Below are 24,550 nucleotides of genomic sequence, written 5' to 3' on the forward strand. Positions count from 1 at the left end.
CCCGGGAGGTATTCACCATAACGAAAAAACGTGTAGCGAGTATGTTCATCGACGGGGTGGAAGTCGGCGGCGCGGTGACGTTCCTCGACTTTGCTTACGACGCTGATGTCACGGTAACGTTCTAAATCTGGTAGAACGTGTCTGGGGGAGGAGATACCTTATGACAATCGGGTTGCTAATCACACTGTTCTTGATCGGTTTTGTCGGCTCATTCCTTTCCGGGATGCTGGGGATCGGAGGCGCTATCATCAACTATCCGATGCTGCTTTTCATTCCCGCCTTGTTAGGAGTCGGTGCCTTCACCGCACATGAAGTGTCCGGCATGATTGCCGTTCAAGTTTTTTTTGCAACGCTTGCGGGTGCCTATGTTCTTCGCAAACAGAAGATCATCCATCTGAAACTGGTCGCCTATATGGGAACTGCCATCATCATCGGCTCATTTGCAGGTGGGTATGGAGGCATGTTGTTATCGGGGAAGATCGTGAACTTGGTGTACGCCATTCTCGCCACCATCGCAGCGGTGATGATGTTCATCCCGAAAAAAGGCATGGAGGAACGACCCGTCGAGGAAGTTACGTTTAATCGAACCATCGCCGTGATTGCCGCTCTCGTAGTGGGGACTGCTTCCGGAATTGTCGGGGCAGGCGGCGCGTTCTTGTTGGTGCCGGTCATGCTGTCCGTCTTGAAGATCCCGACCCGCATGACGATTGCCACGTCGCTTGCGATTACGTTCATTTCGTCTGTTGGGGCCGTCGGGGGCAAACTGATGGCGGACCATATCTTGCTTCAACCGTCGCTTGTGTTGATTCTCGCCAGTTTGTTGGCCGCGCCGCTTGGCAGCAAGGTCAGCCGCAGGATGAACCCGCGAATGCTACAAGCGGTTCTGTCGGTGTTGATCGTCGGAACCACTGTGAAGATCTGGTCCGATATCTTGATGAAGTAGACAAAGGGAGGTATTTCTAGATGAGTCTCGTTGATAAAACCATTGACTGCAAAGGGCTCTCCTGTCCGATGCCGATTGTGAAATCCAAAAAAGCGATCGAAGAGATCCAGCCGGGTCAGGTTCTCGAAGTGGTGGCAACCGACCCCGGTTCCGTCGCCGACATGAAAGCTTGGGCGGATCGTACCGGTCACCAATTTATTGGCACGACGGAGGAAGACGGCGCCTTCAAACACTACATTCGAAAATCAAACCCGAATGAAGTGAAGCCGGAAACACAGCATCCGCATGTCCTGACCAATGAGGAACTGCTCGGCAAACTGAGCAACAACCCGGTCATTCTCGATGTACGGGAGCCGATGGAATACCAGTTCGGCCACATCCCCAGTGCGAAATTGGTGCCGTTTGGCAAACTGGAAGAAACACTGTCCGAGTTGTCTCATCTGCAGAACCAAGAAGTGCATGTCATCTGCCGCTCCGGCAACCGAAGCGATTTGGCGTGCCAAATCCTGACCGAAAAAGGCTTCTCCAACGTGAAAAACGTCGTACCGGGCATGTCCGCATGGAACGGGCCGCTCGAAAAATAAGACAAGGGGTGACCATCTCATGGCTGTAGCAACGATCAATTCTCAAGAACTGCACAACAAAATCAACTCGGGCGAGTCGATCTTCATCCTCGACGTCCGCAACCCGAGTGACTTCAATGATTGGAAGATCGAAGCGAAACATCTCGTGTCGGTAAACATCCCGTACTTCGACTTTCTGGAAGAAGACGACGCGGTCTATCAAGGTCTTCCCAAAGACACAGAGATCGTCGTCATCTGTGCCAAGGGCGGCAGTGCTCAAATGGTCGCCGAGCAACTTGATGAAAAAGGCTATCACGTAAGCTTTTTGGAGTTCGGGATGCTGGAGTGGAGCCAATTTTACAATCCTGTGACCGTCTACGAAGGCGAGAACATGAAGTTGATTCAACTCAACCGTCTCGCCAAAGGCTGCCTGTCCTACATGGTGATCTCCGGAGGCGAAGCGTTGGTGGTCGATGCAAACCGTCATGTGGACGAATACACGAAACTGGCGGTGTCTGAAAACGTGCAGATCAAGCACGTCCTCGATACGCACTTGCACGCCGACCACATTTCCGGTGGGGCAGAACTGGCGAAAGCAACGGGAGCTCAGTACTACATCTCGTCGAGCGAAATGCAAGGGGCGACTGGCTTGGACTACAAACCGCTCGAACAATTTGACGCGCTGAAAGTCGGAGCCGTTGAAGCGAAAGTTCTGGCGATCCCGACACCCGGCCATACACCGGGCTCGACGTCCGTATTGGTCAACGATCAATTCTTGCTCTCGGGCGATACGATCTTCGTCGGCGGTCTGGGACGTCCTGACTTGGGCGGCAAAGCGCGTGAGTGGGCGCAATCTCTCTACGACACGGTGTTCACCCAAGTGGCAAATCTGTCGGACGAAACGGTCGTGCTCCCGACTCACTTCGCAGATATCAAGGAAATCAACGAAAACGGATATGTCGGTGCCACCCTGGGTGCGATCCGTGCAAGCAATGAAGTGATGCGCACCGAAAACCGAGAAGCCTTCACCGAGATGGTAGCGGGCGCATCCGGTGCCACCCCGCCGAACTTTGAAGAGATCGTCGGAATCAACCGTGGCGACATCCACGTCACACCGGAAAAAGCAACCGAGCTGGAAATCGGTCCGAACCGTTGCGCGGTTCATCATTCGTAAGATCAAGAGAGGGGATACTAAACCATGCAAGCTGATCTCGTAGTAGACGCAAAAGGGCTCTCCTGCCCGATGCCGATTGTGAAAGCGAAAAAAAGCATAGACACGCTGTCCAGCGGTCAAGTCATGCAACTGGAAGCCACGGACAAAGGGGCGGTCAACGACTTCCAAGCGTGGGTGAAACAAACAGGCAACGAAATGGTTCACATGGACGAGGAGAACGGCGTCTATCGCTTCTTTGTCAAAAAAGCCTAAGAGATGAGGGGGCCCAAAGGTGTTCCATTACACGGTTGATACGGACAAAACGATCGACGAAGCAGTAGCCGCTGTGGAAGCCAGTCTCAAACAACACAAATTCGGCGTGCTCTGGCAACTGGATCTGCCGAAGAAACTGCAAGAAAAAGGCGTGGACTACGAGCAACCGTATCGCATCTTGGAAGTTTGCAATCCGGTGGAAGCGAAGCGCGTGTTGACGCAGAACCCGCTGGTCGGGTACTTCCTTCCCTGCAAGGTCGTCGTCTACGAAGACAACGGTCAAACCAAGATCGGCATGCCCAAGCCGACCGTCATGATGGGTGTCGTCAACGACCCCGCTTTGGCGGAGATCGCGCAGGGCGTGGAGGACACGTTGATCAAAGCGTTGGAAGAAGCCAAGTAAGACAATCATCGGGGCCACAAGGCCCCCTTTTTAAATCGAGAGGAGAACGGGGAGAATGAATATGGAGAAGAGCAGCACGCTCGTCGTGTTTAACGGGGATTTGGACAAAGCGATTGCAAGTTTTATCATCGCCACGGGATCGGCCGCGATGGGGAACAAAGTCACGATGTTCTTTACCTTCTGGGGGCTGAACATCTTGCGCAAGGATGAGTACGTGCCGGTGAAAAAGTCGTTTCTGGAAAACATGTTTGGAAAAATGATGCCGCGCGGTGCCAATCGTCTGGGCATCTCCAAAATGAACATGGGCGGGATCGGTTCGAAGTTGATGAAGAAGATCATGCGCGACAAAAACATCGCCACACTTCCCGAGTTGATGGAGATGGCGAAGGACTTGGATGTGCAGATCATCGCATGCGCGATGTCGATGGATGTGTTGGGGATCACCCGCGAAGAACTGATCGACGGCATCGAGTATGCAGGGGTTGCCACGTATCTGGCCGCCGCCGAGGAAAGTCAGGTAAATTTGTTCATCTAGAGAAAATCAAAAAACCAAGATCGCCTGTGAACAGGAAATCTTGGTTACGGAATACGTATTGTATTAGTGGTCGCGGTGATATGCAACTTGAACCCCGAGTACCGGGTGGGTTTCCAAGACGTAGTGACCTTGAGGGCAATGTTTGGATGTGCTGCGTTTCTCGGTTTGAAGAAAAACTAATTTTTGTCTGCACAATGGACATTCCTCACGAAACCATGATACGATTTTGGAAAGCACTCTAAACACCACCTTTTCCTACTGAATTACTTTGTCTACTATAGCATGTTGTCTTAGAATGCGACAACAACGTTTCATTTATACCGTGCCCACAGAGGCAAAGGAGGGATTCCAGTGGAGTACAACGATTCGATCAAAAATCGTTTGCGGAGAATTGAAGGACAGGTGCGTGGCGTACTCAGCATGATGGAACAGGAAAAAGACTGCCGGGATGTGGTAACGCAACTTACGGCCATCCGTTCGGCAATCGATCGAGCGGTCGGATATGTTGTGGGCTCCAACTTGGAGTCCTGTATTCGAGAAGAGATCGAAAAAGGAAATGTCCCCGACAAAGTGATCAAAGAAGCAGTCGAAATGCTTGTGAAGAGCAGATAGGATTGGAGGCAATTTCATGAGTCATGGACAACATCGTTTTAACCCGCAGCATGTGGCGAAACTACTCAATCCGGATCGCTTGAAGATGCTTCCGCCGGAACAGATTGTAGACGCGCTGCAAATTTCGCAAGATGATAACGTCGCGGATCTTGGATGTGGGCCGGGGGTATTCACTCTCCCGATAGCAAAGCGAACGCAACGCACCGTTTACGCAATCGACGTAGAGCGCCAGATGTTAGAACTTCTGCAACAGCGAACGGAAGAGGCAGGAGTTTCGAATGTTCAAACGGTCCTGAGCGACGCTGAGAAGATCGACTTGCCGGATCAGTCTGTAGACAAGGTCTTGATTGCATTTGTTTTGCATGAAGTTGGGGATTTGAACCAAGCAGTACAAGAGGTGAAACGCATCCTGCGCCCGAATGGGAACGTGTTGATTCTGGAGTGGGAGAAAAAAGAGACCGAAATGGGTCCTCCTGTGCATCACCGTTTGGATTCAAACGAGTTGCAACAAGTTTTGGTTGCCAACGGCCTGCAAACTGAGGTTAAATTGCTGAACGACAATCACTATATGGTGGTTGCTCAATAGGAAACGCTCCGGTGCTTATGTGCCGAAAAGCTCCCGATGACCGGGGGCTTTTTCTTTTTCCTTTTGAGAGAAGGGATGAAGAAACTTGCCAAAGCTCAATGTAAAACTACAATCGACCAAGACATTCTTTGTCAGTCTGTTCGCTATCGGGCCTATCTGGATGGGGAACTATGAACAGTTGTCCGCCGTTTCCCTGATCCTCGGGGATCGAATTTGGCTCTCGATCCAGAGGGAGGAACAGCGCCGCGAAACAAAAGCGGCATGGGTTGCGACAGGCAGCCTGGCAGTCAGTGTATTGCTTCTCACCGGCTTCTTCGTGTTCTCGCCCATTGTGGTAGGAGGATCGTTAGTGGCAGCTGCCTTCTTGCTGATCGGAAGCATATGGGGAGTACGCAAACTTGTAACCGTTTTTCCACAGGGAACCTGGTATGAAAAAGCAGGGTTGGAGAGTCGCACTGTTGCGAGGGCCGCCGGACAGACTCTGATCGTGAAAAATACGGTTTCGAACGTTCCGAAAGAGCAGACCTTGCAAACACTTGTGGTTCTGAATCACGATGCAAAGATCGAAGGCCGTGTCACAGACGTGGTGTTTGTCTATAACGGCGACGTACAACTGACTTCAACTTCGAAAACTGGAGTCGTCGTCGTGCTTGGGGGACATAATCAACAGGAAAATGGGGCGTACGTAGAGGACGGTATTGCGGCGGTCACATTCGACTTTGTTGCTGGTCGTCATCCCTGTTTTGCTGGTCCCTCCGTCATGCCATTTCAAGGACAGGAGAGGTTGGATTGGTGGTGTTGGTTGGGGGGGCTGGGGATTAGCTTGCTACTCGCCCTTTCTGTGTTCGGGGCACCGCTTGCGCGTCTTTTTGGAGTCGTGCTGCTTCTCTTGTTTGCCGTTGGATATACATTGGTCGCCTATCACGTAGGGAAGATCGTGGTTGGTGGTCGGGCTTTTTCCAACGGGATTTGGAGACCGACATTTCTGGGGTCTGTTACAATCGTTGCCTTGAGTAACATTCCGTTATTTGGAGCGCTGCTACTCTTGATCGTACTCGTGCTCTCCATCGGGACCTCCACTGTGTGGCTCTGGCAAAAGAGGGCGAAACGGTAGGGGAGTGAAAGTAGATTGGAGGAGCTGATACTTCGTAATAGTGAGCACTACGAATATTTTGCTTTGTTTGGTTCCTTGGTTTTGGGTATCGTGGGTCTGCCAATCTCTAGTATTTTATGGCGATCATCGTTGCCTTCACGCCGGTGCGTCCACATGGTGTTGCAAACGGACTTCGAACAGCTCAGAACAGTTCAGGGAATCTTGATCCCCTCACTTATAAGGGGGATTTACGGTACATCAAGGCTTCGCGAGGCCTCCCAGTATAAACTTTTTGATCACCAAACAGAGGTCTTTCATGTGGAAAACTTCAGTTACACATATAATCATTTTATTGTTTGGACATCGCAATATCAAGGTACACCTTTTTTAGGACAGAACACTATCAACATGTTCTCGGCTAGCTCGATACTGAAAGGCGCGGCATTATTATGTGTTTCAGGTACCGGATGGATAATCATGTTTCAAACAACCATGTCAAGGATTTCCTCGACATGAGTGTTTCTCATTGTATAATTTTTTGAACTGTTACATTCAGAATTAATAAGGGAGCTTCTTTGCCGGAAATAGGGTTTTGTAGAATAATAAATAAGGTGTATCATGAGGCTTCGAATACTCGTTCTGCTTCTTTTTTTGATGTAACGCTTAGATGTAAGAATACCGGAATGACACAGATCTCGTGGCAGTAGTGGAGTCAATTACCTCTCACTAGACTTCGATGGGCCTGATTCTCAAAAAGAGAAGCAGGCCGTTTGTGTACGCTTGAATTTATTTTCTATTCGAATAAATGAAACGAATAAAATGGATTGACGTATTTGCCTTGTGAGAATAAAATATATTCATGTAATTTTATTTTATGCTAAATAGTAAAGTTGTAAAGTTGTGTACATGAAAGGGTGGTTGAAATGAGAACATCCGTTGAAGGATTTCGCTTGTCTCCGCAACAGATTCGTGTGTGGAACCAATACAGGTCTGCCCACTTGCATACTACCTTACTGGTGGAGGGCGCCATGCAAGATGATCAGTTGGCCGCTGCCTTGAACGATATGGTGCAGAGTCAAGAGATCCTGCGCACGGTGTTTCATAAAATGCCGGGTCTGACCCTCCCCGTGCAAGTCGTGCTGGAGCACTGCCCGGCGGCATGGAGCGTGTACGAATGTTCAAACACCTCTGATGTGAACAAATTCTTGCAGGAGTTTTCTGCAGCGGATTTTGATCTGGAAAATGGGCCCTTGCTGCGTGCAGCCGTGATCAGGCAGTCGCCTCAGCGCGCCATCGTCGCTCTCGACGTGTCGGCGCTGTGTGCAGACCCTGACTCTTCGTTTCTGGTACGGGAATGGTTCCGATTGTACGAAGCTCGCGTACAACAGCAGAACCTCTCGAACACAGAAGAGGAGGAACCGATTACATATGCCGTGATTGCAGAATGGCTGAATCAGATGCTGGAAGATGAAGAGAGCGAGACCGGACGGGCGTTCTGGGCCCGACAACGGCTCGATGTTGCAAACGCTGTTCCCGTTCCTTGGTGCGAGGAGACACCGAGTGAACTGAACCTGGTCAAGTCCATCCAAGTTCCAGCTCACGTCTGGCAAGGGGTTCGGGAGACGGCCCGCCACTGGAACGTGCAGCCGACGGATCTTGTCCTACACGCCTGGCGATCGATCTGGCACCAGTTGGCAGGGCTTGCGGAAGTGGTTATCGGGGTCGGATGTGACGGTCGCACCGATGAGGGCGTGGAGACCGCACTCGGTTTGATGACTCGCTATGTGCCGCTCACCAGCGTGTGGGAGGAGTCCGAGACCGTTCAGCAGGGAACTGCGCGGCTGAGCCAATCGTTGCGCGAAGCATATGAATGGCAGGAGACGTGGAGTTGGGACCTTGTTTCGCCCAAACCGGGAACGGCTGCTGAACTCGGAAGGTTCCAGATCGGTTTTGAAAGCCGGGATCGCTGGTCTGCCTTCGAGGCTGCGAACGTGCGCGTGACCTTGCTCCAAGAGCGCGGGCAGGTGGAACCGTTCGAGGCGTTGCTGTCCTGTCAGATCACAGCGGATAGCTCTTGCTTGACGATACAGACCGATTCGCAAGTCTGGCCCGAGCAAGCGGTTTTTCAATGGTTGGATGCGTTGCCCAGGCTATTGGAGCAATTCACTCAAACATCGAACCTGAACTGCGGGGAATGCCGCTGGTGGCAAGAGAATGCAAAGCCCCAATTCTTGCCCACTGAAGAGGGCGAACAGGCGGGAGCAGAGGCGGACGAATGGTTCTATATTTCGAAACATTCTAAAGAGTTGAAAATTTATAAACCCCTTCCTGATGTGCAGGCTCGGGTCGTCGACCTTTCAGGTCGCTACGTACTATTCGGCGCCAGCGGCATGATCGAGGTGCGCCGACCCAACGAGACTGAAACGTGGACGCCGCTGCAACGCGGACGGCTGTGGCCGGAGGGATTGGTGGAGCGTTATCCAACGGAATCGCCGAGCGGGACCGCTGCCGGGGAGTTGGTCGCGCCGCAAACAGAGGTGGAACGAACGCTGGCCGCCATCTGGTCGGAAGTGCTGGGGGTGGACGAGATCTATTTGTCCGACAGCTTCTTCGACTTGGGCGGGCATTCGTTGTTGGCCTCTCAGGTCGTGATGAGGATGCGGATGAGCTACGGCGTGGAATTTCCGATGCGCATCGTGTTCGAAACCAAGACGCTGAATGCGCTTGCAGACGCGGTGGAACGAGCATCCGGCGCACAAACGCAAGCGTCCACTGCGATGTACGCGCCGATCCCGCGTCAGTCCGGGCAATCGTACGCGCCGCTGTCTCCGTCTCAGGAGCGCTTGTGGTTCTCCGCCCAACTGTCCTCCAGCAATCAGTTCGGCAGCGGTTTTTATTATCTGATTGAGGACGAGTTGCATACTGAGAGCTTCGACCGCGCAATCGAAGCGCTGGCGGATCGATATGAAATCTTGCGCACGACCATCGAGGTGCAAGACGGCGTGGCCCGCCAAAAGTTAAACGCCGGGGTGCGGCCTGCGTATCACCGGCATGAGCTGCAGGGGCTGGCGGAGTCGGAGCAACTGGAGAAGTTGCGAGCACGGGTGTTGCAGGTGTGGACGACACCGTTTGATCTGGTCAACGAGTCGTTCTTCCGATTTGAATTGTTCCGCTTGAGCCCGCAGAAGTCGGTGCTGTTCCTCTGCGCGCATCACATTGGCTATGACGGGTGGGCGGTTCGGCTGTTGATCCGCGATTTGAACGAGTACTATTCGACGTTCCGTCGCGGGGAGGCAGATGTGCAACTTCCGGAAGCTGTGCCGTTCGCCGATGCAGCGGTATGGATGCACCAGCGGCTGGCGGACGGCGACTTGCAACACCAGCTCGATTACTGGTTGGTTCAGTTGCAAGACGATGTACAACCGCCGAGCCTGCCTGGCGATGCGGGAGATTGGGAGCGCAATCCGCTCGATGTGCGCACGATCCGGATGTCAGCAGAGGTGACCTCAGGACTGCAACGCTTGGCACAAGCGCAAGGCAGTTCGCTCTACGCAACGGTGTTGTCCGGGGTGATGGCCTGGTTGTCCCGCCAGTCGCGGGAAACGCTTGTCACCATCGGGGCTACGCTGTCAGGGCGTACGCACCCGGACTTGGAAGAAGTTTTTGGCCCGATGCTCAATCCAGTGGCGATGCGAACCGATCTGTCCGGCAACCCGACGTGCGCCGAGATGGTGATGCGAGGGGCGCAGACGTCTTTTGACGCGTATGCCAACCAAGACTATCCGTTTGATCTGCTGTGGCAGGAGCTACGGAAGCGGGGAGCTAAAGCTACGTCGTTGTATTCGGTGATCTTGATCGGGCAGAACGTGACGGATGGCGAGATTCTTTTGGATGGGATGCGGTTGAAGCCGCAGCCGTTGACCGAGTTGCTGGCGGATCGCGCACAAGAGGCGGTCGAGCGCTTGTATGGAAAGGGAGCGGCGGAATCGTCTCCGTATGAGTTGGTGATGTCATTGCGTGAGACGGACGGCGGGTTGGTGCTGGAGACGAACTATGCGGTGGCCAAGTTCCGTCCGGAGACGGTGGATCGTTTCTTGGCGCAGATCGTGCAGGTCTTGGAGCAGTTCGCCACCCAGCCGGAGCTTCGGTTGTCACAAATTCAGGTTGAGGAATCCGAGGCAGACGATGCTTGGGAAGAGCTCTTTTAAGGAGGGGAATTCAAGTGAAGATGAGTATTGCGGGACGTGAAAGCCTGCCGGTTGTCAATTTGCCGACCGATGCGCCGCGCCAAGCCGTGCCGTCTACGGACAGCCGTCGAGTGGCTCGTGAGGTGCCGGCCGGACTTTTTGAAGCGCTGAATCGGATGGGTTCGCGGTGGGAGGCGACGGCGGAAGAGGTCGTGCTGGCCGCTTTCCACACGCTGTTGTATCGCTATACCGGGCAAAACGATCTCGTCATCGGAGTCCAGTCGGTTTCAGGCAGCGTTCGCCCGTCGCGGGTGCAAGTGACAGCGGAACTCCCTTTTGCCGAGCTTGTGCAAGCGGTGCGTGACTCGTGGATGTTCGAAGCGGACGCGACGAGTGTTCAGATGGGATTCATGTGGGGGGCGGCCGAGTTGGCTGCCCCGAAACAGTCGCCGTATGAGTTGGTGCTGTTGACGGGCGAGACGACGCTGGCCGCCGACTATCGGGTTGAGCTGTTTGAACAGGCGACGATCGAGAAGCTGTTGGAAAGTGCAGGAGAGTTGCTGACCAGTATCGTCGAGACTCCCGAATCGGACCTGTTGGGCTTGCCGATGCTCAGTTCCTTCGAACAGGAACGTCTGTTGCGTAGTCTGAACGATACGCAGGTCGACTACGGACCGGAGGAATGCGTGCATACGATGTTCGAGCGGCAGGCGGAGCGGACGCCGAATGCGATCGCGCTGGTATTTGAAGGACAAACGATGACGTACCGGGAGCTGAATGAGCGGGCGAATCAGGTCGCTCATTACTTGTCCCGCTCGGGAATCGGGCCGGATGTTCGTGTTGGCGTGTGCATGGATCGCTCGCTGGAGATGTTGGTCGCGATCTATGGTGTGCTCAAGACGGGCGGTGTCTATGTTCCGATCGATCCCTATCATCCGCAAGAACGCATGGCGTTCACGATGGAGGACTCGCAGGTGCCGCTGATGCTGACACAGGAGCGCTGGTTGGCCTACTTGCCAAGCGACGGCTTGGAAGTCGTCTGCCTGGATACCGAGTGGTCCACCTTCGCGGGTGAAAGCACGGAGAATCTTGGCGGCACTTTTTCACCGGACAACATGATCTCCATTCTGTATACGTCCGGTTCGACGGGCAAGCCGAAGGGGGTCATGAGCACACACCGCGGGATCTGCAACTTGCTCAGGTGGATGCAGGACGTGTTTGGCTTGACTCCGGATGACCGCCACATTCTGAAAACGCCGTACAGCTTCGATGTGTCGGCGTGGGAGTTGTTCTGGCCGTTGGTCAACGGAGCACGTCTGATCATTGCGCGGCCGGAAGGGCACAAGGACAGCGCCTACTTGGTCAATCTTGTGCAAGAGCACGAGATTACCACGATCGTTTTCGCCCCGTCGATGATGCAATTGTTTCTGGAGGAGAGCGGCGTAGAGCGTTGCACGTCGATCAAGCGTGCGCTGTGTGCGGGGGAGGCCCTGCCCTTCGAGTTGCAAGAACGCTACTTCGCCAAATTGGATGCGGAGTTGCACAATCTATACGGCCCGACGGAAGCGGCGGTAATCGTGTTGCACTGGAAGTGTGAGCGCGGGTCGGACAAGCGGGTGGTCCCGATCGGGTTCCCCATCGCCAATACGCAGATCTATTTGTTGGACGAGCGGATGCAGCCGGTACCGCGCGGTGTGGCAGGCGAATTGTACATCGCCGGCACGGCGGTGGCGCGTGGATATCTCAATCGACCGGAATTAAATGAAGAAAAATTCGTGCGCGATCCCTACTCCGTGAAGCCGGATGCCCGCATGTACCGCACGGGAGACTTGGCGCGCCATCTGCCGGACGGGACGATCGACTATCTCGGACGCATCGACCACCAAGTCAAATTGCGCGGCTTGCGGATTGAACTCGGGGAGATCGAGGCCGTTCTGCAAACGCATCCCGATGTGCGCGAGGTCGTGGTGGTGGCACAAGAGGACCGCCACGGCGGCAAATTCCTCGTTGCGTTCCTGACAGCGGTAGAGGGAGCGGACTTGGAGCAAGCCATCCTGCGGCAGTATGTGCAATCCAAATTGCCGGAGTATATGGTGCCAAACGTGTTCGTCGTGCTGGAAGAGATGCCGTTGTCACCCAACGGCAAGATCGACCGCAAGGTTCTGCCGCAAGTCACTCTGTCCGACAATGCGCGCGAGGAACATATTAAGCCGCGCACGCCGATGGAGGAACTGATTGCGGGAGTTTGGCAAGATGTGTTGCAGGTGCCGGACGTGGGCGTGACCGACCACTTTTTCTACTTGGGAGGGCATTCGCTGTTTGCCAACCGCGTGGTGGCGCGTCTTCGTGAGACGCTGGGTGTGGAGTTGTCGGTGGGCGAATTGTTTGACGGCCCTACAGTGGAGGAGCTCGCACGGGTGCTGACTTCGCGTGCAGCAGAAAGAAAAGACACGCCCGTACAAGGGATGTCGGAACGACCGGAGCACGTAGCGTTGTCACAGGCCCAAGAAGCGATGTGGTTCGTGGAGCAACTAAACCCCGGCACCACGCAATTTAATGTGCCTTTCGGGCTTGAACTGCAGGGCGATCTGGTCGTGGAAGCGTTGCAACGCAGTTTGAACGCCGTGCTGGAGCGGCATGAAGCGTTGCGTACGGTGTTCACGGTGGTGGACGAGCGACCCGTTCAACACGTGCTCAACCCGAGTCCTTGGGAATTGCCGCTGCTCGATCTCAGCAAGCTCCCGGAGTCGGAGCGACAACAGGCAATCGACCGTCTGCTGGATGAGGAGGCCAACCGCCCGTTTGACCTGCAAAACGGTCCGCTGTATCGCGGGCATTTGGTGCGCAGAAGCGCGAAGGATCATCTGTTGATGCTCAACATCCATCACATCGTGTTCGATGCTCGTTCGCTGGATGTGTTCAAGCGCGAGTTGTTGGCGATGTATGGGGAGGCGGAGTTACCGGCGGTGCCGATGCAGTTCCCCGATTATGTCTATCAGGAGCAACAGCGCCTGCAGGAGGAGGCGAGGGTGCGCAGCCTTACCTACTGGAAGCAACAATTGGCAGGTCCGCTCCCGCAAGTCGAGCTCCCGATGGATCGTCCGTGGACGGCAGACGTGTCCACGCTCGGCCGGATGCAGCGCATCCCGCTGCCTGTCGAGCTGACGAGTGCGGTGAAACAACTGTGTCGTGAGGAGCGTGTGACGCCGTTCATGGTCTTCCTCGCGGTGTACAAGTTGTTGTTGCACCGCCTGTCAGGGCAGGACGATGTCGTCGTCGGGACACCTGTGGCGAACCGCGACCGCGTGGAGACGGAAGAGATGATCGGGCTGTTGTTGAACACGCTCGCGTTGCGCAGCGATCTGTCGGGCAATCCTAGCTTCCGAGAGCTGTTGCGCCGTGTGCGTCACGTGACGTTGCAAGGGTACGAACATGCGGCAGTGCCGTTTGAAAAAGTAGTGGAAGACGTGCAGCCGGAACGCAGTCTCACGCGCAGTCCGATCTTCGATGTGATGATCAACTATCTGGACAATCCGGAGACCACGGTGGACGTTGCGGGCGTGTGCGTCACGACGACGTATGACTTCCAACTCCTCTCCAAGCACCTCCTGACGTTATTTGTGCAAGAGGTGGAGCAGGTGTTGGTGCTGGAATTGGTCTGCCGCGCGGAGTTGTTCTCGGAGGAGCGCACGACGATCTTGCTGGAACAATTGCAAGTGCTTCTGCAACAAGCGCTGGCAGAACCCGACCGGCAGATTGGAGCGTTTACGCTCGTGACGGAAACAGCCCAAGCCTTGCTCCCGGATGTGGAGATGCCGATGGAAGCACCGAACTATCCTTCGGTGTTGACGGAGTTCCGAAGACGAGCCTTGGAGGCACCCGATCGGTGTGCCGTCGTTCAAGGAGAGCGCCGCGTTGCTTACGGAGACCTGCTCGCACGAGTGGATCGGTTGGCAAACCAGCTTCGAGCGGAGGGGTTGCAGCCGGGCGATGTGACAGCCGTGCTGAGCCGTCAGGGCATTGGCGTTGTGATCAGCGCGTTGGCCGTCCTGCAAAGCGGAGGCATTTTGCTCCTTGTGGACGTCAATCTGCCGTCGCTGCGTCAGCGCATGATGTTGGAGCAGGCCAAGCCGAAGCGCTTGTTGTACGCCGCCGAGCGCAACTTGACCGATGACATGCGCGAGGTCGTGGAGAGCTTGGACCTGCCGATGATGCGGATTTCCGAGGAAACGGGCGTGGCAGAGTCGGATACCCTTCGAGACGGCGAGATGTGCGGAGAGTGGCCCGAACTCGACCCGGAGGCGCCCGCGTACCTGTTCTTCACTTCAGGGACCACCAACTTGCCCAAAGGGGTGGTGGGCACGCACAAAGGCATGAACCACTTCCTGGCGTGGCAGCGCAAAACGTTCGAAGTTGGTCCTGAAGACCGGGTGGCGCAGATGATCCATCTGTCCTTTGATGCCGTGCTGCGCGACATGTTCTTACCGCTGACGGCAGGGGCCGCCTTGCATCTCATGGAGCAGCCGGAGGATCTCTCGCCGGATGTGGTGTTGCCGTGGCTGGAACGAGAACAGATCACCGTGATGCACGCCGTGCCATCGTTGGCACAATCTTGGCTTAACGGGGCACCGGAGGGGGCGACGCTCCCTACCTTGCGTTGGCTGTTCCTCTCGGGCGAACCGGTAACCGATGGGTTTGTGACGAGATGGTACGAGCGATTCCCGGCGGGCGAAATGGTGAATTTCTACGGACCGACGGAGACCACGATGATCAAAACTTCCTACCGCGTGCGACGCGGCGAGGTCAGACCCGGTCAGCAACCGGCAGGCTGGCCGCAACCGGATACGCAGGTGTGGGTACTCAATGCCGGTGGGAGCCTGTGCGGAATAGGCGAGGCCGGCGAGGTCGTGTTGCGCACGCCGTTCCGTACGCGCGGTTATCTCAATGCGCCGGAGGAACAAGCGTTGCGCTTCCGTCCGAACCCGTTCCGCGGGGAATCGGATGACATCGTCTATTTCACAGGCGATCGCGGCCGTTACCAGCCGGACGGGGCGCTCGAAGTGTTGGGACGCCTCGATGACCAGATCAAGATCCGCGGCGTGCGTGTGCAATTGGGAGAAGTGACGGCGGTGCTGATGCGTCATCCGGCCGTGGCCGCCTGTGCGGTGTTGGACGTCAAAGACGGGCATGGACAGACGCAACTCGCTGCTTATGTCGTGCTGACCGACGCCGAGGGTTTCCAAACAACCGAATTGCGTCATCATCTCGAACAGCGGCTCCCCAGCGCGTACGTGCCCGCCTTCTATCTCGTGCTGGAGTCGTTGCCGCTGATGGCGAACGGCAAAGTGGATCGCAAAGCGTTGCCAAGACCGGAGGCAGTTGAGCTTACTGCGTCGGAGATGCAGTTGGCAGAAACGGGAATTCAAGCGACGCTGAGCAAAATCTGGTCGGAAGTTTTAGGTGTGGAGCGTATCGGGGTGAACCAGAACTTCTTTACCCTCGGGGGTCATTCCTTGCTTTCCACTCAGGTGATGTCTCGCGTGCGTCGGCAGTTTGGCATCGACTTGCCCTTGCGCCAATTGTTCGAGGGACCGACGATCGCCCAACTGGCGACGGCGGTGGAAGCGGCGTTGCAAGAGCAGCCCGCGGCGGAAATCGAGACGATCACGGCGATCTCTCGCCAAGGGGACTTGCCGCTGTCTGATATGCAAAAGCAACTCTGGTTCTTCGAGCAGTTGGAATCGAAGACTGCGCTCTATCATGTCCCGTTTGCCTTGAGTTTCGAAGGGGAGTTGGAACTGGATCATCTGCAGGCCGCCTTGCAAGAGATCGTATCTCGCCATGAGTCGCTGCGAACCGCTTTCGTTGAGCGGGATGACGAGGCGATGGCAGTCGTCTTGCCGCAAAGTGACGTGGACCTGCCGTTGAGCGATCTGCAGGGGTACGCTTCCGATGAGCGTGAACAGGTGCTGGAGCGAATGATGCTGAATCATAGCGCTCGTCCCTTTGATCTCGGGGCAGGTTCCCTGTACCAGTTCCATCTGTACCGTCTGACACCGAGAGAGCATGTGTTGCTCATCACGTTGCATCATATTATCTCCGACGGGTGGTCGGCAGGCGTCTTCACGCGAGAACTGGCGGCACTTTACACGGCATTTGCCGAAGGAAAGCCCTTGTCGTTGACAGTGCCGGCCCTGCAATATGTCGATTATGCGGCTTGGCAACAGCGCTATGTCCACACGGCCGACTATCAGCGGCAGATGGCGTATTGGAAAAAGCAATTGGCAGGTCAATTGCCGATCCTCGAACTGTCTGCTGACCATGCGCATCCTGCGAAGCCGAGCTACGCAGGGGCTGTGATCCGCGCCGCGCTTTCCGATGAACTGGCGGCGGCCGTCGAGGCGTTCGCGCTAGAGCACGGGGTCACCGCGCAGATGGTTCTGTTAACCGCCTTCCAAGCGCTGCTGTATGCCCGCACCCGGCAGGAAGACCTGTTGATCGGGGTGCCGGTCGCCAATCGCCCGTTCGAGGAGACGGAAGGGATGATCGGGTACTTTGTGAACACGTTGGTCTTGCGCACAAGTTTGGCGGGCAATCCGTCGATCGCGGAATGGCTACACCGTGTGCGGCTGACGTCTCTGGAAGCGTACGCTCACCAAGGCGTGCCGTTTGAAAAACTGGTCGCAGAGCTCCAGCCGGAACGTCATGTCAACGTCTCGCCGCTCTTCCAGGTGATGTTCAACTACCAGTCGGTGGGTCAAAGCCGCTATGAGTTGCCTTGCCTGCAGATGAGCACGCTCTCGCTTGGCCGCGAGACCGCCAAGTTCGATCTCAACGTACACATCCACCACTATCAGCATGGCATCGACGCGCTCTTCGAATATCGTACCGACTTGTTTGAGCCGTCGACTGTGCGGGGAATGATCGAGCAGTTCCAAGACCTGTTGCATCGCGTGACAGAAGACGCGCAGGCACGACTGCGCGAGATCGTCCAGTTTCCGGTTGAAGAGATCACGGACGAGTTATTCGAGTAAGGACGGGAGGCTGGAACTTTGAACTATCTATCCAAAGAGAATGTGCAAGAGGTGTTGGAGCTGTCAGTGCTTCAAGAGCGGATGATCACAACGCCCGACGCGCATCTGGATCAGTACGCGTACGAGTTAGAAGGCGTGATCGATCCGGTTTTGCTGGAACAGGCGTTGCAAACGGTGATCGCCACACATCCGGAACTTCGCTCTGTCTTCCGCCCGCTGAAGAAACGCACCGTGCAAGTGGTTCTGAAAAATCGCCCGATTCCGCTGGCGCTCTACGATCTGCACAGCCAAACAGAGGCGGAGATCGCCGTGGAGATGGACGCCCCGGCCGAGATCGGGTCGGGCCCGCTCTTGCGTTGTGCCTTGGTGCGCATCACGGAGGAACAAAGCCAGTTGCGGGTCGCTCATCACGAGTTGATCCTGGACGAGCAGAGCCGTTGTGCTCTGCTGGAAGATTGGATGGCCGTCTACGAAGCGTTGGCGGCTGGGAAAGACCCGGCGCAACCGCCGGAACGTCCGCGCTTCTCCAGTTATCTGCAGTGGTTAACCCGCAAGGACTGGATGCCGGCCAAGGCATTCTGGCGTGCGCAGGCAGGCGAGATCGCGACATCGGCGATGTTTTCCGCGAGACGCCGCGAGACGGGTCCGATGGAACGCCGGATCTGCAGCACGCAAAGTTTGCCTTCGGAGTTGAGCAGCAAACTGCGTGACGTGGCGAGTCAAGCGAAGGTATCGCAAAAAGCCGTCGTTGCGACGGCGTGGGCCCTTTTGGCGGCTTTGTATAGCGGCGAGGAACACGTGACGTATGGCTGGCGAGCGAATGGACGGCCTGCCGAGATCGCTGATGCCGAAAAGATGTTGGGTTCGCTTGCCCACCTCTTGCCGCTCACGCTGCAGGTGGCGGGCGAGCAGATGCTGGACGACTATCTGCGTCATGTGGAGCAGCAGTTGCAGGGAATCGAGGCCGCTTCCTTCCTCCCCGAGACCGAAGCGCGTCGCGATGCGGAAGTGCCGGAAGGAGTGGCACTGTATGACACGAGCCTCTCCTTCACGACCTCCTCAGATGCCCGTTTGACTCCCTCTTGGGAGCAAGTGAGTACCGGAAAGCAACCGGTGTTGCAAGTCGCGGTCAGAGCGGGTGAGTCGTGGCGGATCGATTGGTCGTTCGCGGGCGACGCCTTGTCGGCCTCGATCGTCGAGCGCCTGCAACAGCAGTTTTGCACACTGCTCGAAAGTGTAACGGAAGCCAGTCTGACAGCGCCGCTTGCACAGTTGCGGCTGATCTCTGAACAGGAAGTCCGCGAAATCGAAGTCTTCAATGTGTCTTCTTTGCCGAACCCTGATCTGAGTCTGCTCGCCCATCACGTGATTGAGCGGCAAGTGGCACAGACGCCGGGGGCGACGGCCGTGCGTTGCGGCGCAGAGCAGTGGAGCTATGTAGAGTTGAACGCCAAAGCCAATCAATTGGCGTGGCATTTACGCGAGTCGGGATTTGGACGTGATGATGTCGCCGCACTCTTTGCAGAGCGCAATATCGAGATGCTGGTGGGGATTCTCGGAGTGCTCAAGGCCGGTGGCGCTTATGTGCCGTTGGATGCCGCCAATCCGGTTACGCGCAATCGCACGGTGGTGGAGACATCCCGGTCCAAGATCGTCCTCACACAATCACCGCTACTGGAAGCGAGTCGTGAACTGATCGCGGACATTGAGGCAGCCCCTGCCATCGTGAACTTGAGCGATTTTGCAGTCAGGGCGAACTATCCAACCGACAATCCGCCTGCCCTCAATGAACCGGGCGACCTCGCCAATGTGTTCTTTACTTCAGGATCGACCGGGTTGCCGAAGGGGGCGATGGTTGAGCACATCGGAATGTTAAATCACCTCTACGCCAAGATCAACCTCGTGAAGATGAGCGCCGCCAGCGTGGTCGCGCAGACGGCGTCACACTGCTTCGACATCTCCGTCTGGCAATTCCTCGCTCCCTTGATGGTCGGAGGCGTGACGGTGATCTATCCCAATGCCGTATCGGGCGACCCTGATGAGTTGTTGGTGGCGACCGAGCGCGACGGTGTGACGGATCTGGAACTGGTGCCCGCGATGATCGAGATGATGGGGCGTGCGGCACAGGAGTTGCAGTCGGTGCCGCTGAAGTCGCTGCGCCATCTGATCGCCACCGGCGAGGGCTTGCCAACCGAATTGTGCAACCGATGGCGGAGCCTGTATCCCGAAGTGACCATGATCAACGCGTACGGCGCTTCGGAGACGTCCGATGACTTCACACATGAGGTGATCGACGAGTGGGTGGAGGAGGAGCGTCCCTACGTGTCGGTCGGCACCGTCATTCCGCATCACCGGGTGTACGTGCTGGATCGTTTTCTTCGCCAAGTGCCGATTGGGGCAATCGGGGAGATCTGTGTGACAGGCGTCGGGGTGGGCCGCGGGTATCTGCATGATCCGGAACGAACGGCGAAGGCGTTTTTGCCGAATCCTTTTGCTGACGGGATGGGCGAGCGGTTGTATCGGACCGGAGATCTGGGGTGCTTTGCACCGGATGGACGGCTCACGTACATCTCCCGCGTCGATTTCCAAGTCAAAGTGCGGGGGCATCGCATCGAACTCGGCGAGGTGGAGGGCGCGCTGCGCCGTCATCCGCTCATCGATCAATGCGTTGCGCTCGTACGCAAAGATGATTTCGGACAAAACCGGCTGCTTGCCTACATCGTTGCCTCGAAGCCGGTCACAACGGAGGAACTTCGCGACCATCTAAAGCGGTGGGTGCCGGAGTATATGATTCCAGAGGCGCTGGTTCTGCTTGACAAAATGCCTTTGAACCGCAACGGCAAGGTCGACCGCAAGGCTCTGCCTGACCCTGAACAGAGCGATACGGGCGCAGTCACCCCGCCGCGCAATGCGGCTGAGGAAGCGCTGGTGAGCATCTGGGAGGACGTGCTGAAGGTGAGCGGGCTTGGGATCGATCATAATTTCTTCGCGCTCGGCGGGCACTCGCTCAAGACCATTCAAGTGCGCGCCCGGATTAAAAGACAGTTCGGCATCGACATTCCGTTGCTTCAGCTCTTTGAAAAGCAGACGATTCGAGAACTGTCCGACTTGGTGGGAGAGGTTGCGGCCGATTGCGTTGCAGGCGAGACGTTGTTGATTCCTAAACTCCCTCCGGCCGAGGCGTATGAGATGTCGCATGCGCAGCAAAGACTCTTTTTCCTTCATTGGATGGATCGTGAGAATGTGTCGTACAACATGCCCGCTCTGCTGGAGCTGGAGGGGGCGTTGGACCAGCAGGCGTTGGTGCGGGCGTTTGAAACGATCCTGGCCCGACATGATGTGTTGCGCACGACCTATGAGATGAGGTCGGAGCGGCCTGTTCAACGCGTGCATGCCATGCAACCGCTGGATGTGCCCTTCACGGATGTTTCCGGCTTGCCGGAGACAGAGCGGGAGAGCGCTCTCTGGGACGAAGTGACGGCGGAGATGCAGACACCGTTCGATCTCACCGTCGGGCCGGTCTTTCGCATGCGGGTCTTCCGTCTGGCACCTGAACGACATTGGCTGATGTTGCAGGTGCATCATATCGTCGGAGATTTCTGGTCGTGGCAAGTGATTCTGCGCGAGTTCCAGACGCTGTATGCGGCACAGGCGGCAGGGGATCAAAAACAAAACCCATTGGCTCCGCTGCCCGTTCAGTATACGGACTATGCGGCATGGCAGAATCAGCGGCTGGAGCAGGGGCATCTGCAGGCGTCGCAAGCGTTTTGGCGGGAAACTTTGGGAGGGGAATTGCCGGTGCTGGATCTGCCCAGCGATTATCCGCGGCCGGCGATGATGCGATCAGAGGGGAGACAAGTGCGGTTTGTCCTCGACCAGGAGTTGGCGAACGGTTTGCAACAGCTGACCCAGCAAGGGGATGCCACGTTGTTCCTCGTGCTCCTGACGGCGACGGGGATTCTGCTGTCACGGTTGAGTGGACAGCGGGACTTGGTTCTCGGCACCCCGGAAGCGGGCCGCAGCTTGCAGGAGTTGGAGGGGCTGGTAGGTCTCTTTATCAACACGTTGCCGTTGCGGTTGCACGTGGAGCCCGGTCTTTCGTTCCTTCAATTGTTGGAACAGGTGAAGCAGAGGGCGCTGCAAGCTTACGAGCATCATGAGTATCCGTTTGACCAGCTGGTGGAGGAGATCAATCCGGCCCGCGATCTGAGCCGCACGCCGATTTTCTCCGTGATGTTCCAAGTGTTGCGCGACGGGGAGGAGCGCTTCCACGAGGTCGCAGGCTTGCAGATGCGCCCTGTTGATCTGGAAGTGACGTCGACCAAGTTCGACTTGCAGATCGATTTCGCCGAGCGTCCGAATGCGTTGGAGTGCTTGTTTACGTATCGTTCCGATCTCTACAAGCGCGAGACGGTGGAACGCTGGATGCACCATCTGCATCTGCTCCTGCGCGAGATCATCGCCGCGCCGGAGTCGGAGGTCGAATCGTTGCGACTGGTGGATGCACAGGAGCGCACCCGCATGTTGACGGAGTGGAACCAAACGGATGAGGAGTTCGCGCAGAGCGTTTGTGTGCACACTCTGTTCGAGCAACAGGTCGAACGCACTCCCGACGCTGTAGCTGTCGTTTGCGACCAAGAAACACTGACCTATCGTGAACTCAATGAACGGGCGAACGCTTTAGCGCATCACTTGCGAACGCTAGGGGTCAAGCCGGAAGTGCGCGTCGGGCTGTGCCTGGAACGCTCGGTCGAAATGGTCGTCGCGATCTACGGTGTCCTGAAAGCGGGCGGGGCTTATGTTCCAATCGACCCGAACCATCCGGACAAACGCATTGCGGAAGTGGTGGAGGATGCGGAACTCGTGCTGGTGCTGACTCAAGAGCGCTTCCATGATCGATTTGCCGCACACACTCTGCGCGTGATCCAAATGGACTCCGCCGAAGCCGATCAATGGCGGATCGCCGAGGCGGTGGTGAATCCCGTCCATGTGAACACGCCTGAGCATCTGGTCTACATGATGTACACCTCCGGATCGACAGGCAAACCGAAAGGGGTCATGAACGAACACCGCGCCATCGTCAATCTTTTGCTCTGGATGCGCGATCAGTACGCGTTGACGAGCGAAGATCGCATGATGCTCAAGACCGCGTATACGTTCGACGTGTCGGTGTGGGAATTGTTCCTTCCGCTGATCAGCGGTGCGACGCTGGTCGTGGCACGGCCGGAGGGGCATCGGGATCTCGGGTATCTCCAGCACTTGATCGCAGAGCAACAGATCACGCACGCCGTGTTCGTTCCTTCCGCACTGCAGGTATTTTCAGAGCAAGAGGAACTGGACAGACTCACCTCTCTCAAGGCGGTGTTGTGCATCGGCGAAGCGCTACCTGTGGATTTGCAAGAGCGATTTTTCCGAGTCTTCCCTCACGTGGAGTTGCACAACCTGTATGGTCCGACGGAGGCGGCGGTCAACGTCACGTTTTGGAATTGCCAGCGCGGTGAGGAACGGCGGTATGTGCCGGTCGGTGCTCCGATTGCCAATGCCAAGCTGTACGTGCTGGACGCATGTCTGGAGCCGGTTCCGATCGGCGTGACCGGCGAGTTGTTCATCGGCGGGGTTCCTGTCGCCCGCGGGTATCACAACCGTGCCGAACTGACGGCGGAGCGGTTCTTGTCCGATCCCTTCTCGACGCGGGACGGGGCGCGTATGTACCGCACGGGGGACATGGTTCGGCGTCATGCAGACGGCACCATCGAGTTCCTCGGACGTGCGGATGATCAAGTGAAACTTCGCGGTTTCCGCATCGAGCTCGGAGATATCGAAGCCGCCTTGCTCAAGATCCCGAGTGTGCGGGAGACGGCCGTCTTGCTGCAACAAGATGCGGGAGAGCAGGTGTTGGTTGCCTATGTGGCGGCAGACTCCTCGATTGACACGGGGGACTTGCGCGCAGGCTTGCTGGGTCAACTGCCCGAGTACATGCTTCCGACGCGCTTCGTGTTCCTTGACAGACTGCCGATGCTTGGCAACGACAAATTGGATCGGAAAACGTTGCGTACCCTTGATCCCGGCCCTGATGTACAAGCGATGTCCGATCAGTACGTTCCGCCGCGGACGGCGTTGGAGCGCGAGATGGCGAACCTGTTCGAGCGCATCTTGAAAGTTCGACCGATCGGTGTGCAGGACGACTTTTTTGCAGCAGGCGGTCATTCGTTGAAGGTACTGGCTCTGATCAGCGAGGTGCAACGAGAGTTTGGAGTGGCGTTGCCGCTCGTGGACGTGTATCAGCGTCCGACCGTCGCGCAACTTTGCGAATGGCTGGAAAACACCGCCAGCGCGCACAACAGTCTGCGTGACGGAGCGATTCTCATCCAGCAAGGGGAGGGAGCGCAACCTCCGCTGTTCTTGGTGCACGGACAGGGAGGCGGGATCGCTTCGTTCTTCTTGCTCGCCAAAGCGCTGGGCACGGAGGAGACGGTGTACGGGTTGCAGGCGTTCGGGTATGAGTCGGCCGAGGAGCCGCTGACGTCGATCGGAGAGATGGCCGATCGCTATGTCGAAGAGATTTGCCGCATCGCCCCGCACGGACCGTACCATCTCGCCGGGTGGTCGTTCGGCGGGACGGTGGCCTTTGAAGTCGCCCGCCGGTTGGAGCAACGGGGCGAGCGTGTCGAATGGCTGGGCTTGTTCGATGCACACCCGATGGATTTGCCGGATGACCTGCGTGAGAGACAGGCCTGGACGGAGAGCGATGTGCTGCGGTTCGCCTTGGTCGATCTCGGACTGCAAGCCGATGCGCTGGACGGCCTACGCGATGCGGAGGCGTTCGCTTATGTCATGCACCAGTTGGAGCGCGCCGGACATGTACCGCGCGGACTGTCTGCGGACAGTATGCGTGCCAAGCTGAACACGATGGCCGCACACGGGACGGCCGCTGCGTTCTACCGATATGAAGGGCCTGTGCAGGCCGATCTGCATCTGTATCGTGTCTCGGAAGTGTCGGCGCAAGGTCATTCCTTAGTCGATGCCAACGAATGGAGACCTCGAACAAACGGAGAAGTGCTGATTGTTCCGGTGTCCGGCACCCACAACACGATGCTGGATCAAGCCCATGTCTTCGCCCTGGCTGAACAGATGAAACAACGAACAACTTCGAAAAAAGGGTGCTGAA

At 56.6% G+C, this 24,550-nt stretch carries 12 protein-coding genes and 1 pseudogene; all 13 read left to right on the forward strand.

From position 1 onward, the window contains the following. Nucleotides 1-44 precede the first annotated feature (44 nt). Nucleotides 45-125: pseudogene (locus JJB07_RS23905) on the forward strand (DsrE/DsrF/DrsH-like family protein); the annotation flags it as partial. A gap of 35 nt (nucleotides 126-160) precedes the next feature. Further along, the gene (locus tag JJB07_RS03090; protein WP_201631012.1) at nucleotides 161-943 is read left to right on the forward strand and encodes a sulfite exporter TauE/SafE family protein; all 783 of its coding nucleotides are present in this window, start codon (nucleotides 161-163) and stop codon (nucleotides 941-943) included. A 20-nt stretch (nucleotides 944-963) separates the two neighbouring features. Beyond that, nucleotides 964-1,527 (forward strand): sulfurtransferase TusA family protein, encoded by a 564-nt coding sequence (locus JJB07_RS03095; protein WP_201631014.1) that lies wholly within the window; start codon nucleotides 964-966, stop codon nucleotides 1,525-1,527. Nucleotides 1,528-1,546: 19 nt separating this feature from the next. Then, nucleotides 1,547-2,680 carry an MBL fold metallo-hydrolase gene (locus JJB07_RS03100; RefSeq protein WP_201631016.1) on the forward strand — a complete coding sequence of 378 codons (1,134 nt, stop codon included), beginning with the start codon at nucleotides 1,547-1,549 and terminating at the stop codon, nucleotides 2,678-2,680. A 24-nt stretch (nucleotides 2,681-2,704) separates the two neighbouring features. Next, nucleotides 2,705-2,932 carry a sulfurtransferase TusA family protein gene (locus JJB07_RS03105; RefSeq protein WP_201630994.1) on the forward strand — a complete coding sequence of 76 codons (228 nt, stop codon included), beginning with the start codon at nucleotides 2,705-2,707 and terminating at the stop codon, nucleotides 2,930-2,932. Nucleotides 2,933-2,951: 19 nt separating this feature from the next. Further along, nucleotides 2,952-3,335: a DUF302 domain-containing protein gene (locus tag JJB07_RS03110; protein ID WP_201631018.1), complete on the forward strand. Its 384-nt coding sequence runs from the start codon at nucleotides 2,952-2,954 to the stop codon at nucleotides 3,333-3,335. 55 nt (nucleotides 3,336-3,390) lie between these two features. After that, nucleotides 3,391-3,870, forward strand: coding sequence for a DsrE/DsrF/DrsH-like family protein (locus JJB07_RS03115; RefSeq protein WP_201631019.1), 480 nt, complete (start codon nucleotides 3,391-3,393; stop codon nucleotides 3,868-3,870). Between the two features lie 351 nt (nucleotides 3,871-4,221). Continuing rightward, complete coding sequence (locus tag JJB07_RS03120; protein ID WP_201631000.1) at nucleotides 4,222-4,482, forward strand: metal-sensing transcriptional repressor; 261 nt, start codon at nucleotides 4,222-4,224, stop codon at nucleotides 4,480-4,482. 16 nt (nucleotides 4,483-4,498) lie between these two features. Then, nucleotides 4,499-5,068 carry a class I SAM-dependent methyltransferase gene (locus tag JJB07_RS03125; RefSeq protein ID WP_201631021.1) on the forward strand — a complete coding sequence of 190 codons (570 nt, stop codon included), beginning with the start codon at nucleotides 4,499-4,501 and terminating at the stop codon, nucleotides 5,066-5,068. 85 nt (nucleotides 5,069-5,153) lie between these two features. After that, nucleotides 5,154-6,182, forward strand: a complete 1,029-nt coding sequence (locus tag JJB07_RS03130; RefSeq protein WP_201631023.1) for a hypothetical protein — start codon at nucleotides 5,154-5,156, stop codon at nucleotides 6,180-6,182. A gap of 902 nt (nucleotides 6,183-7,084) precedes the next feature. Next, on the forward strand, nucleotides 7,085-10,369 hold the full coding sequence (locus JJB07_RS03135; protein ID WP_236587575.1) for a condensation domain-containing protein: 3,285 nt from the start codon (nucleotides 7,085-7,087) through the stop codon (nucleotides 10,367-10,369). 20 nt (nucleotides 10,370-10,389) lie between these two features. Then, nucleotides 10,390-17,382: a non-ribosomal peptide synthetase gene (locus tag JJB07_RS03140; protein ID WP_236587727.1), complete on the forward strand. Its 6,993-nt coding sequence runs from the start codon at nucleotides 10,390-10,392 to the stop codon at nucleotides 17,380-17,382. A gap of 18 nt (nucleotides 17,383-17,400) precedes the next feature. Further along, nucleotides 17,401-24,549, forward strand: coding sequence for an amino acid adenylation domain-containing protein (locus JJB07_RS03145; protein ID WP_201631029.1), 7,149 nt, complete (start codon nucleotides 17,401-17,403; stop codon nucleotides 24,547-24,549). Nucleotide 24,550 lies beyond the last annotated feature (1 nt).

The organism is Tumebacillus amylolyticus (assembly GCF_016722965.1).
Classification (GTDB): domain Bacteria; phylum Bacillota; class Bacilli; order Tumebacillales; family Tumebacillaceae; genus Tumebacillus; species Tumebacillus amylolyticus.